Source organism: Pseudomonas peradeniyensis, assembly GCF_014268935.2.
Taxonomy (GTDB): Bacteria; Pseudomonadota; Gammaproteobacteria; order Pseudomonadales; family Pseudomonadaceae; genus Aquipseudomonas; species Aquipseudomonas peradeniyensis.
Window position 1 is genome coordinate 1,187,705 of the sequence record NZ_JABWRJ020000001.1, and the last position, 17,310, is coordinate 1,205,014.

Sequence of the window (17,310 nt, forward strand, 5' to 3'; positions counted from 1 at the left end):
TCATCGGATTCTGGAAGAACGGTTTTATGGAAAAGACGAAGTTTCGCAAGATCACCCTTGGGGTCGCCGCGGCCCTGGTCGCCGGCATCGTGCTGTATGCGGTGCAGGCCCCGGCCAAGCCGCCGCAGTACATCACCGCCACGGTCGAACGTGGTGACATCGAGAACGCAGTGCTGGCCACCGGCACCCTGGAGGGCATACGCCAGGTGGACGTCGGTGCCCAGGTTTCCGGGCAGCTCAAGTCGCTGAAGGTCAAGCTCGGCGACAAGGTTAGCGAGGGCCAGTGGCTGGCCGAGATCGACCCGCTGGTGCCGCAGAACACCCTGCGCCAGGCCGAGGTCGACGAGGAGAAGCTGCAGGCCGAGCGGCGCTCGGTGCAGGCCAAGCTCAAGCAGGCCAAGCGGGTCTACGAGCGGTACGAGGTGCTGCAGGACGACGAGTCGATCTCGCGCCAGGATTTCGAGAGTGCCGAGTCCGAGTTCGAGGTGCAGCAGGCCAACCTGCGCTCGCTGGACGCGCAGATCAAGAGTGCCCGGGTACAGATCGACACCGCCCGGGTCAACCTCGGCTACACCCGCATCGTCGCGCCGATCAATGGCCATGTGGTGGGCATCGTCACCCAGGAAGGCCAGACGGTGATCTCCAACCAGTTGGCGCCGGTGATCCTCAAGCTGGCCGATCTCGACACCATGACCATCAAGGCCCAGGTGTCCGAGGCCGACGTGATCCACATCAGCCCCGGTCAGCAGGTGTACTTCACCATCCTCGGCGACGACCAGCGCTACTACGCCAAGCTGCGCGGCACGGAGCCTGCGCCGCAGAACTACCTGGAAAGCAGCGACAAGAACAGCGGCGCGGCCAAGCAGGCCAGCGCGGTGTTCTACAACGCACTGTTCGAGGTACCCAACCCCGAGCACCGCCTGCGCATCTCGATGACCGCCCAGGTACGCATCGTCCTCGACACCGCCCAGGGCGTGCTCACCGTGCCGGTGGCGGCGCTGGGGCCGCGCGACGCCGACGGCAGCTTTGCGGTACGGGTGATTGACGGCAAGGGCTTCGCCCAGGTGCGCAAGGTCCAGGCGGGGATCAACAACAACGTCAAGGTGCAGGTCAAGGATGGCCTGGCCGAAGGCGATCGGGTGGTGATCGGCGAGCCGGTGTCGGGTGAGGCGGGGGCGTGAACATGAACATGACCGTCGAGCTTTCAACGCGCCTGGCGCGGCCCGCGGACCAGCAGCAACCGCTGCTGCGCCTGCAAGGGGTCAGCCGCAGCTTCATGGCCGGCGACCGCGAGTTCCTGGCGCTCAAGGGCATCGACCTGCAGATTCATGCCGGCGAGCTGGTGGCGATCATCGGTGCCTCGGGCTCGGGCAAGTCGACCCTGATGAACATCCTCGGCTGCCTGGACCATGCCAGCGCCGGCAGCTACCAGGTCAGCGGCCAGGAAACCCGCGACCTGGACGACGACGCCCTGGCCGCGCTGCGCCGCGACCATTTCGGCTTCATCTTCCAGCGCTATCACTTGTTGCCGCACCTGGATGCCCTGCGCAACGTCGAGATCCCAGCGGTGTATGCCGGCGTGCCCCAGGCCGGACGCCATGCCCGCGCCCGTGAACTGCTGGGCCGTTTGGGCCTGGGCACCCATCTGGCCCACCGGCCGAGCCAGCTGTCCGGTGGCCAGCAGCAGCGAGTGAGCATCTGCCGGGCGCTGATGAACGGCGGTGAGGTGATCCTCGCCGACGAACCCACCGGCGCCCTCGACACCGCCAGCGGCAAGGAGGTGATGAACATCCTGCTGGAGCTGCATGCTGCCGGGCACACGGTAATCCTGGTGACTCACGACCCCAAGGTCGCCGCCCATGCCGAGCGGATCATCGAGGTCAGCGACGGGCAGATCGTCAGCGACCGCCGCACCCGACTTGAGACACCGGCGCCGGCCGCCGAGGCCGCGCCGGCTGTCGAGCAGGCGCCGCGGCGGCTGGTGGCCAGCCTGGGCCTGTTCCGCGAGGCCTTCAAGATGGCCTGGATCGCCCTGGTCTCGCACCGCATGCGCACCTTGCTGACCATGCTCGGGATCATCATCGGCATCACCTCGGTGGTGTCGATCTCGGCCATCGGCGAGGGCGCCAAGGGTTACGTGCTCAAGGACATCCAGGCTATCGGCAGCAACACCATCGACATCTATTCGGGCACCAGTTTCGGCGACAGCCGGGCCAAGGCCATCGAGACCTTGATGCCGGCGGATGTGACAGCGCTCAACGCGCTCTACTACGTCGACAGCGCCACCCCGGTGATCGGCCAGAGCTCGCTGGTGCGCTACCGCAACATCGACGCCGACGTGCAGCTCAACGGCGTCAGCGAGCAGTACTTCCAGGTGCGCAACATTCCGCTGGCCTCGGGGATCGTGTTCAGCGCCGACGACGCCCGGCGCCAGGCGCAGGTGGTGGTGATCGACCACAACACGCGCAAGCGCCTGTTCGGCGATGGGGTCAACCCGCTGGGGCAGGTGATCCTGGTCGGCAAGCTGCCGTGCACGGTGATCGGCGTGACCGCCGAGAACAAGAACCTGTTCGTCGCCGGCAACACGCTGAACGTGTGGATGCCCTACGAGACTGCCGCCGGGCGCGTGCTTGGCCAGCGCCACCTGGACAGCATCAGCGTGCGGATCAAGGATGGCATGCCGAGCAAGCGGGTCGAGGAGGAGGTCAACAAGCTGATGCTGCAGCGGCATGGGACCAAGGACTTTTTCACCAACAACCTCGACAGCATCATGCAGACCGTGCAGAAGACCAGCCGATCGCTGACCCTGCTGTTGTCGCTGATCGCGGTGATTTCGCTGGTGGTGGGGGGGATCGGGGTGATGAACATCATGCTGGTGTCGGTCACCGAGCGGACCCGGGAGATTGGCATTCGCATGGCGGTGGGGGCGCGGCAGTCCGACATCCGCCAGCAGTTTCTGGTGGAGGCGGTGATGGTCTGTCTGATCGGTGGGGTGATCGGGATCGGGTTGTCCTATGGGATCGGGTATCTGTTTGCCTTGTTCGTCAAGCAGTGGGAGATGGTGTTTTCGTTGGGGTCGGTTGTTACGGCGTTTGTTTGTTCTACGTTGATTGGGATTGTGTTTGGGTTTGTGCCGGCTCGGAATGCGGCGCGGTTGGATCCTATTGAGGCGTTGGCTCGGGATTAAGATATGATGGGTTGGGTTGGTTTTTGGTATGGGTTGGATTGAGTTGAGTTGGTGTTGGAAGTTGTATGTGCAATCATTTACGATGTCGACGCTTATTCACCTTTCCGCCCTTACGGCGGGTAACTTTTTGAAGGATCAAAAAGTCACCAAAAAATCCTCGCTCCATTCATCCGGCCCTCCGCTTCGCTCCGGGTTCCCTCACTCCGGCCTTGCTCCCGGGAGGACCGCGCTGCAGGGCCCATCCTGGGCCCCAGCGCTTGACGGGCATCCATGCCCGTCACCTCCCTCCGCAAGGCCTGCGTTCGCCCTCCTGAAGTCGCGAAGGTACGGGCGGCGTCTGGATTGACGCAGCTGTCGCTAGTTGGTTTTTAGTTGATTTCTCGATTGTTTCGCGGGGTAAGCCCGCTCCCACGCAATAGTCGCCGTTATATATAACCCTGTAGGGGCTGGCTTGTCCCGCGAAAGGGTTGGAACAGTCTATATATAGCTAACTGTATAATAACTAACTTCGCATCTCTTGCTCGTCCGGTGTCAGGATAGTTGTCGCTCGTCTCAATAGATGGAGGGCGTTGGGCTGTTTGATGAAACAACGACGTTAGACCGCTGAGGAGTAAGCCTGGGCGTTGCAGCAAATGTCGGCACCTATCAGCCGTACGGTCGTAGAGCTGGCTAAGCAAATAGGCATTACTGCGGCCTCACTTCGGACTTGGCGCAATGAGGCCAAGACCCAGGGAGCACAGATGGCAGGAACAGGTAAACGCAATGGGCGCTGGTGCAGCGCTGACAAGTTCAGAGCAGTGCTCCAGGCAGCCAGGATGAGTTACACCACCTCTTGGGACACAATCATGATTTAGAGACTGGGGTTGAGCAAATCCTTGCGAATGGATGCCTGTATCCCTTGGAACGGGGTGATCATTGAGGGTTTGAATTCGCTTTGCGCAGATGGCCGGATGTAGTCTTCAAGGCGTGGAAGGTCGCTGATGGTGAAGGATGTCATAGGGTCCGAGAACTGGGGGCGAAGCTGTTCATATTCACTTATCAGTTCGCCAAGGTATTTCTCCATTTTTGAAATATTCTGATCGAGTCCCCCCGGCTCCGAGAAAGTCCTGTCACTTGCGCGCACATCTCGTGCTAAGACTTCCAGCTCCAGTTGGGCGGCGTTGATCTGATCGAAAAAATGATCATACTGCTCTAATACAAGGTGTCGGCTGTTGGAGGCGACACCACGTCCCCGGAACAAGCGCCGAGCCGTCTTGGCTTTGCCATAGGCGTCCATCGCCCTGGAAAGGACTGACTTCAAAAGCACTTCGCGATACTCCAGCTTCATCCGTCTAACCTCTCTTTCCTTCTCTTTTGCCTGCTGGCGCAATTGGTAGTCTGACATGAGTACCGAAACCCAAGCGCCGAATCCCGATACAATCACAACTTGCAGGATTGCCTTGACAGTGTCGTTGGCTGAACTTGTTTTGTTCGCGGCGCCTGTGTAAATCAAAATAGCTATCACTCCGATGCTGACGAGCATCAGGATGATGAATGTCAATATTATTTTTTTCATGTTTTCTCCATGATCAAGGGATTCGAATAAAACGGCACATAGGAAAGCACAGCGTGCCTCGAGTGCGTGCCATTGGTTCTCGCCCTGCTCACAATTTAAGACTGGCACAGCACCACTTCATGCAATGCCTGGAAATCAAGAACAGACGTAAGAGAATGAATGTTTGTCTAGTCCTGCAGGCTCCATGAAGCAAACGCAAAGGGCAGCAGTTCTGTCAGCGTAACGTCTCCGCTCGAATCTGAATTCCCAGGGACCAGGCCTTGTAGGGTACCTATCAATTTACCGTCATCGTCGTGCAGCATCACGCCGTCAGCGTCTGGAACGTAGGTCCATCGCCCATTGGAAGGGAAACCTGACAGTGTCGCAGCTGCTCTGTTCCAAGGCCCCGTCAATAAACTGCCTTGAAGGCTGATGACAATATATTTTTTTGGATCAACCGCTGACGGTCCGCCGCCGAAATTATCCAAGCGAATATCTTTAGGCATGGCATCACCTTGTTGTCGGGTGTGGTGGTGTGGGGGTGTGAAAATAAAGGGTGCCGTGTGTTGAAGGTGTTCTTCTTCACGTGGCACTCCATATTTCAAGCCTGTAAAGTTATGACTGTCTCAAGCCGGAATACGCTGGTATCAGACTAAACGTTAGAGTCAGAAGCAGAAGAGTCAAATGCAAGCTGATATGATAATTTCAAATCAATATTATGGATTGATAGCAATTTGATATAAGCGATTTTATCGGGGCTGCTACTAATTAACACGGGCATTGAATTGAGCAGGGTTTCACTGGGCTGCCAAGTAAGTGTCTGCTTGCTGTTTGCGGTTCAATTCCAGTTAATGAGCGTCGCCGATGCGATGGATGGCGCAATCATGGGGTTCGGAGGGAGCATGTTCGGCTCAGGCACTCTCGACACGGTCATCGGTCTCGTATTCATATTTTTGCTGGTCAGCATGCTGGTTACGATCATCAACGAGATGATCGCTGGCGTTTTGATGTCCAGGGCCAAATGGTTGCGCAAGGGAATTGGCCGTCTACTCGGCTCCGAATGGATGAGCAAGGTGTACGCCCACCCGTTGATTGAAGGAACGGCACGCAAGGAAAAGACTCGGATGATTGAGCGGGGGCCGTCGTATATTCCCTCCCGGACCTTCGCCAATGTGCTGATGAACGCGGTTCAGGAAAACTCAAGCGCAATCGCTGAGTGCCAAAAGGCTTTGAGGGCAACACTCGATTCAGCCGCCACCACCGGCGCGACACTGGAAAACCTGAAGGTGCAACTGGCTGCTGCCGCACGCCAGATACTGGAAAAGAACGGTGACTTGAGCGCGGCGGTCACCCGTGATCTTGCCTTGCATCTTGATACGAATGCCACCCATACGCGTAGGTGGCTGGGTGAGCTGGAAAGCATAGTCAAGGCGCTGCGCAACGAGGGCAGGCAGGAACTTGCCCCCTTGCTGCAGACCTTGGAGCAACTGGTTGAGCAAGGCAACAATACAAGCATCGGGGTCGGGGAACTCGGTCGGCGTCTAGAGGATGCCATCACCACAATGATCACAGGCCCCGCGACCCTGGCGTTGAAAAATGAACTGACAGCGTTAGGCAAACGGCTGCAGGGCCCCTATACAGTGGCCGACGCCTATGCCGACATGCAGTGGTTTATCGAAGGGATGTCGTCACGCTATGTGCGCCAGATGCTTGAGGCGTTGCCCGCCGGAGCCCTGCAGCAAACGCTGCTCACCTTGTTTGATGACGCCAACAACGATGTAGAGAAATTAAAGGAGAACATTGAAGTCTGGTTCAATAACGCCATGGATCGGGTTAACGGCTGGTACAAGCGGCGTTCGCAGATAGTCATCGCCATTTTGGCACTCGCTGTAACCATCATCCTGAATGTCGACGCCATTCTTGTTTTCAGGCATCTGCAAACTTACCCGGCCGCCAGTCAGGCGATTGCCGGCCAGGCCATGCTGTTTGCGCAAAAGAATTCCTCTCCTGCTTCCGCTGTTCCGGTCGCCGACATGGACGTATCCGGCTTGGCGGGGCAATTCGATGCAGTGCAGCAAAGACTCGCAGACCTGGCCGTTCCGATTGGTTGGAGCGGACCGAGAGCTGATGCAAAAGAGCAGGGTGGCGAGGTCCTTCATGATCTCTCTGTCGGCTCTCTCTTCGATAAGCTCCGCGAGCACTGGCGTGGATGGCTGCTCACCGCCCTGGCAGCCACTCTGGGTGCGCCATTCTGGTTTGACATGCTCAACCGCGTGATCTCGATCCGAGCGGCCGGCAAGCCACCAGAAGAGGAACCGAAGCCCCCGAAATCCGTATCGGTGCCAGTAGAGCCTGGGCAATCGCACCAGGAGGCCGACCGGCCAAGATGATGACGATCATCAACCCACTGTAAACCTTCTGCCATTCACCTGTTTTTCTCTTGCGTGGAGTCCCCCTATGACTCTAAGAATCCAAGCGGAGCTTCCTTCTCCGATCGGCCTGATCGACTTGTTCCCCGGGCAGGAGCTGGCGGTCGAAGACGCCAACCTCATCGCCACGCGTCTGGTCGGGCCCGATTTTCAGTTCGAGGTCACTGCTCAGCCTGTTGACCTTCTCGCCAACCAGATGCGGATGAAGGCTCAGTTGATACTGCCGCCAGTGGCTGTGCTCGGTGAGTCACCGCTCGCCCTGGAGGTCGAGTTGCCGTTGGAGCGCAAGTCCGGGACTACGTACCTGGTGCACGGGCTGGACGCATTGGAAGGACTCATTCCGGACCTGAAAAATCTCAACGGCATCGTCATCAGCAAAGGGATGGCGACCCTGAGGCTTGGCCTGGACCCCTGGCGGTTGAAGCTTGCAGGTACGCCTGCTTTGCCGGTTGCCAGCATTGCACTCCCCGGCTTGGACGGCATTGCCTTCAAGGTCACTCGGCTGGAGATCGATGCATCCGGCGTGACCGACTGTCAGGCAATGGTCGAGCCAGGCCGAGTCAAGATAGGCAACCTTGCATTGCAAGTCAGCGAGGGAACGCTGGTATTACGCGGTGGCCAGGTAGAAGCACGGCTGCAAACCCGTTTCGAGCTCGAGTATTTCCGCGGAGCCAGTGTTGAATTGCAGCTTGTTGTCACGGGTTCCTTGGCCATGGCCAAGGAATCCTGGGTGATCTCGGGCCTGACCCGGGTCGCCAACAATGTACCGTGGAGTGACCCGAGCGGCATGCTGAGTTTCGATCAGATGGTTGTTACTGTCGATTTCAAGTCCGACAAGGGTACCTTCACTTCCGCAGTCCGCATCAACGGACGCTTGACTTTTCTGCCCCGCAACCTGGGGGCTGATGCAGATGCCTGGTTCGGCCGTCTGTTCAGTGGAATGACGGTCAGCTTCGAGAACATCGAATTGGACGCAGCCATCGGTCTGCCAGTGGGGAGCTTCTCGCCACCGGAGTCGTTGCATTTGCGGGCATTCGAAATTTTCGACATGCGGGTTCCGAAACTCGCTTTCAGCAAGTCGGGTGTCAGTCTGATTGACGCGGTGCTGCGCTTCGAGGCTGGCGGCGCGGTGGTCAGCGGCAGCGTGGGTGCCATCAATATTCGCCTTGAGGGTGAACCCCACATCGACCTGAGCATGGGTGAGCCGTCGATCGCAATTGAACTGGCTGCGCCTGGCGGCTTCAAGGGGCAGGCGAGCCTCAGGCAGTTCAACGAAGCGAATGTGCAGGCGGTCAGGGGGGAGGGCCGGATATCATCGCCCGCGCTCGGGGCGGTCGAGGCTACTTTTCATATCGGCCGTTTTCGTGAGCGAGACGATGCGCCTTGGTACCCGGCGGTGTCCTTGATGGCGGCGCAAGAGGATGTGAACGTGACGCTGTTCCCAGGCGTCGTGGCGACGCGCATCGAGTTGGGCGCCGGCATAAACCGCAGGGTGGTCGGTGTGACCGGACTGTCGTTGGCAGAAGGGCAGCGTCGCTTGCAGGACGGTCTGCCGGATGTGTTCCGACAGGAGAGTTGGGAAGATTCGCGAACCGACTTGTGCGTGGTAGCGCGCGTCTTTGCCGAGCCCTCCCAGACGAAGGGTGACCAGGCATTGTCGCTTTACGTGGCGGACATGACACTGCTGATGACGTCCGACCTGCAGTTCGCCGCGTTTGGCAAGCTGTGGCTGTATACCCGGCGGGCGGATGCGAAGTCGGCGGACTTCCAAAAGTCGCCATCCGTGGTTGGACTCGCCATGTTCGATGTGCTGCAGCCCTCATTACGTATTGTGGCCATGACCCGCCCGGACGGGCGTTCGAGTTTGACCAGGCAGATACCCGCCGGGCAACTGCTGGGCATGCAGATCCCCCGATCACAACTTGCCTTCGAGGCTTCACCGTCCAACTTGACCGTGGCGCTGGGACCACTGGATATCGGTACTGCATTGGGTCCGCTTAACGTGGCCGGGTCCACTTCGTTCGTATTGCGCTCCGCCGGCGGTAACGTCTATGCGATTTCCCGTTCCTCGTTGTCCGCCGTTTTCAAAGCCTCTACTGGCAACCTCAACATAGGCCTTGCAACGCTCAGCGGCAGTGTCAGCGCCGGATTTTCCGCCACGCTGGCATTGATGGGTGCATTTTCGGATGGCCGTCTTACGGTGTATGGCCTGGCGCATGCCAGCTGCAGTGTGGAGCTGGCCTTGCATGTACGGATCGGTTTTCGGATCAGTGTCAGTGTCGGCTTTGCCAGCGTCGAGATTTCCTGGCATGAGGATTGGGACTTCGGCTTGAAAATGCATGTCGACCTGGACCTGGAAGCGGCATTGACCAGCGATGACGGGGTCGGCATCGATGGGCGTGCCAGGATATCGGTCAATGTGCTGGGGATTTCTGCGTCCCTGTCGCTGCATATCGCCGCGGACAGCGGCCTCGTCGCGAAGGGGCGAGAGGTCTACAAGAATGTCGTCGTCGAGGTCGACAAGCTGCTGGGAGCAACCACATGAGCCTGTACTTCTTCAAGCGAATTCGTAAAACCCAGTGGCTGGGCCTGTGCCTTCCGGACAATTTGAGTTTGGACACCGACGAGGACGGCCACATTCGGCCCATGGAGCGGTTTACCTACGTGCCATCGCCGTTGCCAGAATGGGTCGACTCCGCCCGCGTACTGGTACTGGCACCCTCTGAAACAGTCATCAGACCCGTGGCGGCGCCTGCTGGCTTCGCTGATGTGAGCTGGACACCTTTTCAGCACAGCAGCACGACACTTCAGGCACTGCCACCTGAGAAAAAAGTGTCGGACCTGCTCAATGCAATGGGCGCAATGATCGAGAACCCGCTGCTGCCATTGCATTTGTACGAGGCGTATCGCGATTTTCCTGCACAAATAGAAATGGACGGCTATGTCAATGACGAAGAGGTCTGCCGTGCCTTGGTCCTTGCGGTGGGCGGGAGCGATACCCAGCAACCGATACAGGCTTACAGCGAACTGCTTTTTATCGCCGACTCGAAGAGTGGGCCTGTGGCACTGTCCGACACTGTCGACGCAGGCTCCGAGGCTCCGGCCGGGTTGCGGGTGATACCGCTGCAGTCGGCATCGGGCGTGACACTGCAGCTTGAGTGCGACGATAAGCGGATCACCAACGGCAATGTGGTGCCGCTGATCCAGCAACGAGGTGGTGAGGCCTCCCGCTTTGCGCCGTTCTATCGCTGGCGTCGCGTGCTAGGCATGGGGGAGCGGCCGTCCGGTGAGTCGGGCACGGTATTGATTCCCACCGAGGTCTCTGCGGCGGCTGGCAGGGCACTTGATAGCGCCGATTGGGCGGCCAGGCCATTTCGTATCGCTGATCGACTCGGTGAACAACAGTTGGTGGGTGAGTTGCTGAGTTACGAGGTCAAACTGTTCAATTCGCATGGGCGCTGCACGCACGCCGGGCGTGTGATGCTCAAGCGACAACGGCTCACGCCTCCCTTGCCGCCATTGCGGGGCAACGCGCAATTGCTGCCGCCAGCGGACGGCTCGGACCTGGCAAGCTGCACCATCACGTTCGCTTTCTCCGCCGACCAACCCGATCCACTGGGGCTCAACGTCGTGGTCTATCGTCAGGACTACCCTGTGGTGCCAACGGGCTTCTATGGCGATGACGATGACCAGGCACTGACCGTGGCACTGTCTTTGGGGGATCTCGGCGGCGAGGTGATCGGAGGGCCGTTGGCCGGTGATGTGGACAATGAAGGCGAGGTGTTGCCCAATCTGTCCGGCCATGACTTGTCCTTGCTCAAGATCACCCGCGTGACCGAGGAAACGAAGGATGCGCAAGGCCAGTCGCTACGACGTTTCGAGTTCGCCATGCCGGTGGAGGCGGGGCTTGCCACCCGCCTGTTTCTGGCTTTGCGCCGTGAAGTGGAGGGTGGTGATGCCTCACCGGAGTCGCCGGTCGTTGCCCTGCAGCATTTGACTGGACTCGGTCCGGCTGAGATCCGCAACGTACCGCACTTCGAACGTTTCTGGGCGCCACTGCCAGGGCCGACATGGCTGGGTGAGGGGGCGGCCAGGGTCATGGCAGTGGAAGACGGGCCCGCGGATATAGCGAAGGTGCGCATCGTGATTCAGCATGCGACCGCGCACGCTGCCCTGGATGGCCAGTTGACTGGTGGCTATCGCCTGTGGGTGCGCGATGTAGTCGCCCCTGATGAGGAAACTCCTTTTCATGCCGTAGCGCTGGTGCAGGCAGTGCCTGCGCTGGTGAAGGCATACGCGCCCCTCGAGTTTGGCCGCACGTGGTCGGTGATGCGCGAGGAGGTGCCGCGCATCCTGGGCGAGGCTACCAAGCCATCGGGTGATCTGGCGCCGGCCGGATTCATCCTCATCGGCGAGCCTGCGCAACCCAGTGCAGAGGTGATCGGTGATAAAGGGGAGTCTCGCGAAAAGGCCCAGGCAGCAAGCCTTCAAGGTGCGATCAAGGCGCTGAAGGATCTCGTCGGGAAGGACAATGATGCATCACTGCTGCTCGCGGTCATTCAACAACTTCGCCGTGCGGGTTGCGCGCGCGAATACTTGCTGTCGGTCGGGAAGCGACGTGAACTGATGCAGGATTTCGTGCAGCCGCCAGGTCATTGGGTGTTCTTCTACGACCAGCAGGACAACTTGATGGGGCGTGCCATTGAATTCTGGTTGCCCGAAAAGCATGGGATGGCTGCCGACCAGTTGCCTTTCTCGCGTTACCGGATCCGGGAAGTGCCTGGCGCCCAGGACAGCGTGGCGCTGGACGACTTCGGGCGTCTGGCCTGGACATGGACGGGGATCCGCGACCTCTGGCGCCACGAACTTGAATGGGTGATCGAGGCGGTGCCCCGATATGCCCCGATCCAGCGGCAGCGCAAGGTCTTGGGGCCCGAGAACGAAAACGAGATAACCGCCGTGCGCCGGGACGGCATTGGCCCATGGCACCGGCTTGTGGTCCCTCGACGTGCCCCGTTCACCGCGCGATTCGGGCTCGCGCAAGTGTTGGATACCGATGACGATGCCTTTGTCGTCGCCTTGGACGCACCGCAGGAATTTCGCCAGTCGCTGTACAACAGCGTCGCGCGCACGCGCCAAGGAGTATTGCGCATGCATCCTGGTCGCGCCGCCATGACATTTCGCCATGCGGACCAGTACCAGTCCGTTCCGGAAGAACTGGTGAGTCAATGGTTGGGAAGCGGCAACGTCGCTGCCGCAGTGCGCCCCCCGGCTGTGACCAGCACGACAAAAAATACACGGCCAGGCGCTTATGGTGAGCTTGTCTACGATGAACCACCGTGCGTGGCAATCAACGTCAGTGTCGGCGCCAGCGCTGACGACAGACACAATCCGGAACTCGTTGCCATTGGCCCACTTACCCGCCGGCGTTCACACATACCGGACGTGCCAAGGGAAATCGTGGTGAAGAAAGAGCTTCCATACATGCATATCGGTATTCCGCTGGCACGGTTGGGGTGGTTCTACGGTGGTCGCAGCCAGCCGAGCATCAAGCAGTTCAGCAACATCATCGACCCTGCCCTGAGTCCATTCGGCGATCACCCGCTGCTGCGCTTGCCCGACCCCGACGCCGAGCTGTTGCTGTACTTCAGGTTCACCGACATGCCGCTAACCCTGGTGGCGCACTTTCGCGGCAATGGCTTCAAGAGCGGGGCAGGCGGCAAACCGGTGGACTGGATCCTGCCAAGCGAGTTTACCGACCCTGGGGCTATCTCCCTGCCTTGGGGCGAAATACGCATTTCACTCAATCTCAAGATGGATATCAGTTTCTCGGCTACCGGTGATCTGCATTTCGTCATGGACGTCAAGGTCGCCCCACCACAACAGGTCATAGCGCAGTGGCGCTGCGAAGGACTGGCCGTTGCGCCCATTTTCTGGGAGACGTGAACATGACTGATGAAAGCGCAAAACCCCTGCCTGCCCCAGCGGGTGTCAAAGAGGGGCTGACGAGCGAATCCACCTCGATCGACTGGTTCGACGGCAAACGCGAGGTTGATGTCCTCTACGTCGCCAATGGCCGAACTGTCGCGCTGGGTGAACTGGTGGCGGGCAAGGATGGCGTTGCCAGCGCTTATGGTGTCTGGAAAGACGGCATTGTCACACGCACGGTTCAGCAGGTACCTTTCAGATTCGTGTCCGGCCGCTGGTTGTCCAGCAAGCCGATGGTGGCTGAAACCCTGCTGTCGCGCGCGTTGACCAGGTTTTTACCCGACCCGGAGCAAGCGCGGTCACTGAGGGTCGACGATCGCGCCGTCCTTGGGCTGGGAGCCCCAGCAGAGAGGACTACCAAGGACGCAGACAACTGGTCCGTAGCCGTTACCGGCGAGTTGGCGGTACCTGGGCTCCTCGAGCAGATTCAGCTGCGTCCTGATGTTGTCAGCTTGCAAGACGGCACCCTTGAGCTTCTGGAGCGCGGTGCAGATGCCACAGGCTCCGACACGCTGACCCTTGAGCTGAAACTCGATTCTCCCTTGGACAGGATACCCAAGCCGGCGATTTCGCTGGATTACGCTGTCTCGCTGTTGCTTGACGAGAAAGTGGACGGTGCCTGGGAGCGGCCGTCGCCCCTGTGGTTGCCCAGCACAACGGGGTGGCTGCGCATAGAACAGGGTGGGCAGGGGCGTTCACCTTATCGGTTTTTCAGCGAGAGCCGAAACATCGACGTGCGGCGTTGGTTCCCCGCGCTGGGCGACAGCGCGTCCGTGCGGCTGATGCTGGACCAGAGCGGAGCAAAGACACTTACGATACGCGAAAGTACGCCTGGTCAAGGCGCCACCCTTACCTTGACGGTCAAGCGCCCGGCGCTGGTGTTCGTGCTGCCTGGTTTAGCGGTCGACGGTGCCGACTTGCCAGTGCCCACGCTGCCACCAGGGGCCGCCGCCATCGCGCGGGCAGTCCCGTTGCAGCTGGTGCCGGGGCATTTGTGCGACGACGATGCCGGCGCTTGGTCACTCGCGGTAGGCGCGCAGATGATCTTGCGCTGGAAGGCGCCTGGCAAGAACGGCAGTTCGAACCTGACGCATTTCACCCGTCACGGAAACTGGGTGCTTCCTCCCGCTGCTGCAGTGAACGATGTGCCAGGTGTTTCCCCATTGCGCATATTGGTCCCGATGCTGACCGACGAGCCGACCCTGCAGTTCAGGCTTCGAGCCGGCAATGGCACCTCTGCGGTATTCATCGAGGCACCCGATTTCAACAAGATGTCCGCGCAAGCAACCGATCTGGGGCCGCTGGCCAGCTTTTCAGCGAACATCGGTACTGGCGATGCCCAGGTCAAGGAAATGTGGCCTGGAGGGGCCGAGGACTTGGTCGCCGAGCCCGCTGTGCTGCGTGCGGCCTACCGAACGCTGTCGGCGGGCATGGCGGTCGAGGAGGGCTTTGCGTCGTTTTACGCTACCCGTGTGCGCAGAGGCATTCCTTCGCCCGAAGCCGACCTTGCGTCTTCTGAGGTAACTCCCGAGGACATGACGCTAGACAGGGGCTGGGCTTATCGTCCGGGCGGAAAGCGTCCCGAGCAGCGCTACGAGCATTCCTCGCAGTGGCCTGGAGGTCGCTTCGGCTGGATGGATATGCAGTTTCTTTCACCGTCCAAAGTGGCTTCCTTGGTGACCGACACTGTCCCTGGCGCTCTGGCGTGGGGGCAAATGCAGCACAAGGACGGCCAATACACGCCAACGCAGTGGATCAGGCTGAGTGACGACTCGTTGATACAGTTGACGAAGTCGCCGGAAGTCTCCGAGGAAAGCGCGTTCAAGGCGTTGGCGGCAAAGGATATCGTGCTTGAACCGCAGCGTTTGTTCGACGACGTGTCGCAAAAGCAATGGGGCCTTGGGCAGTTGAGCATGCTCGAAAGCATCAGTGAAGGGGGCGGCAAGCTGGAACTGCGCGTCGGCGACCATTCGATCGAGGTGACGAAACTACGTGGCGTGAACCGGGTCGTGGTGGCCGATGCGAAAAGCCGGGCAGTGACGATCAGCATGGCACCCTCTCTCAGTACGGTCAGCCTGAATCGAATCTACCTGGAACTCGAACGTCGCGGAGGGCGCCTGGTGGTTGTCCGGGGCATGCTCGGCTGGAGTGCGAGTGAGGTATTCGGCTGGAAGACAAAAGCTGATGCGACGTTCCATGTCACGGAGCGCTTCGAACGGGTGGGTGGGGTGCTGCAGCGCTCGGTGGAGTTCAACGGTGTGCTGTCACGCCAGTTGGAGAAGACCAAGCAGTCAGTGGACATGTATTTCTGGGATACAGTGCAAAAGCCAGGGTCCACGACCCTGCGGGTCATCTGTCACTATAAGTTGCAGCAAAAAGATTACTTGAGGTCGATTTGTGCATTGCAGGATGCACGTTTGCAACCGGACGATACGCTGGATCTGTCAGCCGATATCGTCATCCTGAGCAAGCCCAAAAAGGACGACAGCACGAGCCTGTCAGATCCCTGGGCGCCGGATCGACGTAAGCTCTACCAACTGCGAATTCATAGCCGGCCGGCCAATTACGCTTTCGCAGGTTTCCTGCGTATCCGAATGGCCGAGACCGACGCCGTCCCCGGTGAGTTTATCGACACCAAGGAGTCGTTACGGATCGTTCCCGCCTGGGACTTTAGTGAGCGCGACCTGGTGCCATGGTTCGCCACGGACAGCGTCATCCCTTTGCCCGAAAGAGATGCCTGGACCAGCGCCGGCCTTCTGCGCACCGAGCCCGCAAAGAAAATGACGAACAGCACGAAACTGAACCTCATGTTGTACGCATTCGATGATGAATGGGGACCGTCTTATGCCGCCACGCTGATCGGAACCCCGGATGGAGATACGGGCCTTCCGCTATGGGTGCCGTCGCCAGTTCAAATACCGCAGGCAAGTAACCCAGTACCCGCCGAGCCAGCCGCAGGAGGCGCTGTAGTGCCAAACACCCTGGCACGGCTGTGGTTGTTCGATCCAGGCGCGCGCATGATCGCGCAATGGCCGGTCAGCGAAGGTGCCGACGGCGCGACAACGGCGAAACAGAAGGCCTTGCAGCGGCTTTGGCGCATGGGCTGGACCCGTGAGGCGGTCCTCGAGCTGCCGTCCAGCGTTGACGATAAAGTCGAATGGGTAGTAGTCGACTCGCCATTGCTGAATCGCGGCGCGTCCTTGGCCTGGTTCGCAGGGGCCCTTGCGCCCCAGGCGCGTTACCCGGCCGATGTGTTGCCCGCCACCCGTCAGGTGCCGCAAACCAGCCGAGGCAATCAGCAAAGTTATGCGTTGCAAGTTGAGTTCGAGCAGGATCTTCCTCCCAGCAAGGCCGGCGTGAGTCTTGTGCGCGATAACGGCAACCCCGGACTCGACAAGCAGGCACCCGAAGGTCTGACGTTGCGCAGCGCTGGTATGCGGGTGGGGGTGCGGCACAAGATCGTGCCCTATGGGGGCATGGCAAAGGGAGCAATAGCGACCGCACCGCTTGCTTGGCCGAAACGGCAGAATGGCGCTTTGTTGTCGTTGGATCGCGGTTGGCTGTCCTGGCGATTGGAAAAAGTGGACTTGACGGAAGCCAATCTCAAACCGCTGCCGGAGGGGAGCTTGCAGTACACCGCTCCTGATTCTTATACCGAGTTGCGCATCGCGGGTGCAGTGCCCGGCCTGATGCGACAGACTGCCGATGATCGCTGGCTACCTGTTGGCGACAATGAATGGTTGCCATTGCAAGCCAGCGTCATCATCTTGAAACTTACCGAAGAACCCGCGCGCTGGCGCACAATGTCCGTGACACTCCGCGCGCAACCGTCAGGTTTGCCTCCGATCGAAGAGATCAAGACCCTGTTCCCAACAGGAAGTAGCCGCCTGGTTGGAGTGTTTGATCACCAAGACCAGCTGATTGCCTTCGGTGAGGAGCAGGCATTCTACACCTACACTGCGCCGGAAACGCCGGCGCCTGCTGGTCTGTCAACCTGGACGCTCAATTGCGCAATGGAGCTTTCACCGCAACAGGCTGCGACGGTGAAACGGGTGATCACGATCGACTTGGATGGGCAAACTATTCAATCGTTGATGCCTCAACAGTTGTGACAGAGGAAGAACCGGTGTGCCTTGCTTCGCGTCGGCGCCAGCAGTCATCACCGTCACGTC

At 59.8% G+C, this 17,310-nt stretch carries 8 protein-coding genes; 6 read left to right on the forward strand and 2 right to left on the reverse strand.

Annotated features, from left to right (window positions below; translation table 11 throughout):
• Nucleotides 1-26 precede the first annotated feature (26 nt).
• Both macA and HU751_RS05150 read left to right on the forward strand, forming a co-directional pair.
• Nucleotides 27-1,181, forward strand: coding sequence for a macrolide transporter subunit MacA (gene macA / locus HU751_RS05145; protein ID WP_186735413.1), 1,155 nt, complete (start codon nt 27-29; stop codon nt 1,179-1,181).
• Nucleotides 1,182-1,183: 2 nt separating this feature from the next.
• Nucleotides 1,184-3,187, forward strand: a complete 2,004-nt coding sequence (locus tag HU751_RS05150; RefSeq protein ID WP_186735411.1) for a MacB family efflux pump subunit — start codon at nt 1,184-1,186, stop codon at nt 3,185-3,187.
• 850 nt (nt 3,188-4,037) lie between these two features.
• On the opposite strand, the gene HU751_RS05155 is transcribed toward HU751_RS05150, so the two are convergent.
• Together HU751_RS05155 and HU751_RS05160 are read right to left on the reverse strand one after the other, a co-directional pair.
• Nucleotides 4,038-4,742, reverse strand: a complete 705-nt coding sequence (locus tag HU751_RS05155) for a hypothetical protein (RefSeq protein WP_186735409.1) — start codon at nt 4,740-4,742, stop codon at nt 4,038-4,040.
• A 167-nt stretch (nt 4,743-4,909) separates the two neighbouring features.
• Nucleotides 4,910-5,227, reverse strand: a complete 318-nt coding sequence (locus HU751_RS05160; RefSeq protein ID WP_186735407.1) for a hypothetical protein — start codon at nt 5,225-5,227, stop codon at nt 4,910-4,912.
• 345 nt (nt 5,228-5,572) lie between these two features.
• Between HU751_RS05160 and HU751_RS05165 the strand changes: the two genes are divergently transcribed.
• From HU751_RS05165 to HU751_RS05180, 4 genes are all read left to right on the forward strand, one after another.
• Complete coding sequence (locus tag HU751_RS05165) at nt 5,573-7,111, forward strand: hypothetical protein (protein WP_186735405.1); 1,539 nt, start codon at nt 5,573-5,575, stop codon at nt 7,109-7,111.
• Nucleotides 7,112-7,178: 67 nt separating this feature from the next.
• Complete coding sequence (locus tag HU751_RS05170; RefSeq protein ID WP_186735403.1) at nt 7,179-9,695, forward strand: hypothetical protein; 2,517 nt, start codon at nt 7,179-7,181, stop codon at nt 9,693-9,695.
• On the forward strand, nt 9,692-13,096 hold the full coding sequence (locus tag HU751_RS05175; protein ID WP_186735401.1) for a hypothetical protein: 3,405 nt from the start codon (nt 9,692-9,694) through the stop codon (nt 13,094-13,096). Before HU751_RS05170 ends, HU751_RS05175 begins: the two co-directional genes overlap by 4 nt.
• Before the next feature lie 2 nt (nt 13,097-13,098).
• Complete coding sequence (locus tag HU751_RS05180) at nt 13,099-17,250, forward strand: hypothetical protein (protein WP_186735399.1); 4,152 nt, start codon at nt 13,099-13,101, stop codon at nt 17,248-17,250.
• Nucleotides 17,251-17,310: the final 60 nt, after the last annotated feature.

Coding starts and splice junctions, on each gene's coding strand:
- macA (WP_186735413.1), top strand. CDS start 27: ATGGAAAAGACGAAGTTTCGCAAGATCACCCTTGGGGTCGCCGCGGCC.
- HU751_RS05150 (WP_186735411.1), top strand. CDS start 1,184: ATGAACATGACCGTCGAGCTTTCAACGCGCCTGGCGCGGCCCGCGGAC.
- HU751_RS05155 (WP_186735409.1), bottom strand. CDS start 4,742: ATGAAAAAAATAATATTGACATTCATCATCCTGATGCTCGTCAGCATC.
- HU751_RS05160 (WP_186735407.1), bottom strand. CDS start 5,227: ATGCCTAAAGATATTCGCTTGGATAATTTCGGCGGCGGACCGTCAGCG.
- HU751_RS05165 (WP_186735405.1), top strand. CDS start 5,573: ATGAGCGTCGCCGATGCGATGGATGGCGCAATCATGGGGTTCGGAGGG.
- HU751_RS05170 (WP_186735403.1), top strand. CDS start 7,179: ATGACTCTAAGAATCCAAGCGGAGCTTCCTTCTCCGATCGGCCTGATC.
- HU751_RS05175 (WP_186735401.1), top strand. CDS start 9,692: ATGAGCCTGTACTTCTTCAAGCGAATTCGTAAAACCCAGTGGCTGGGC.
- HU751_RS05180 (WP_186735399.1), top strand. CDS start 13,099: ATGACTGATGAAAGCGCAAAACCCCTGCCTGCCCCAGCGGGTGTCAAA.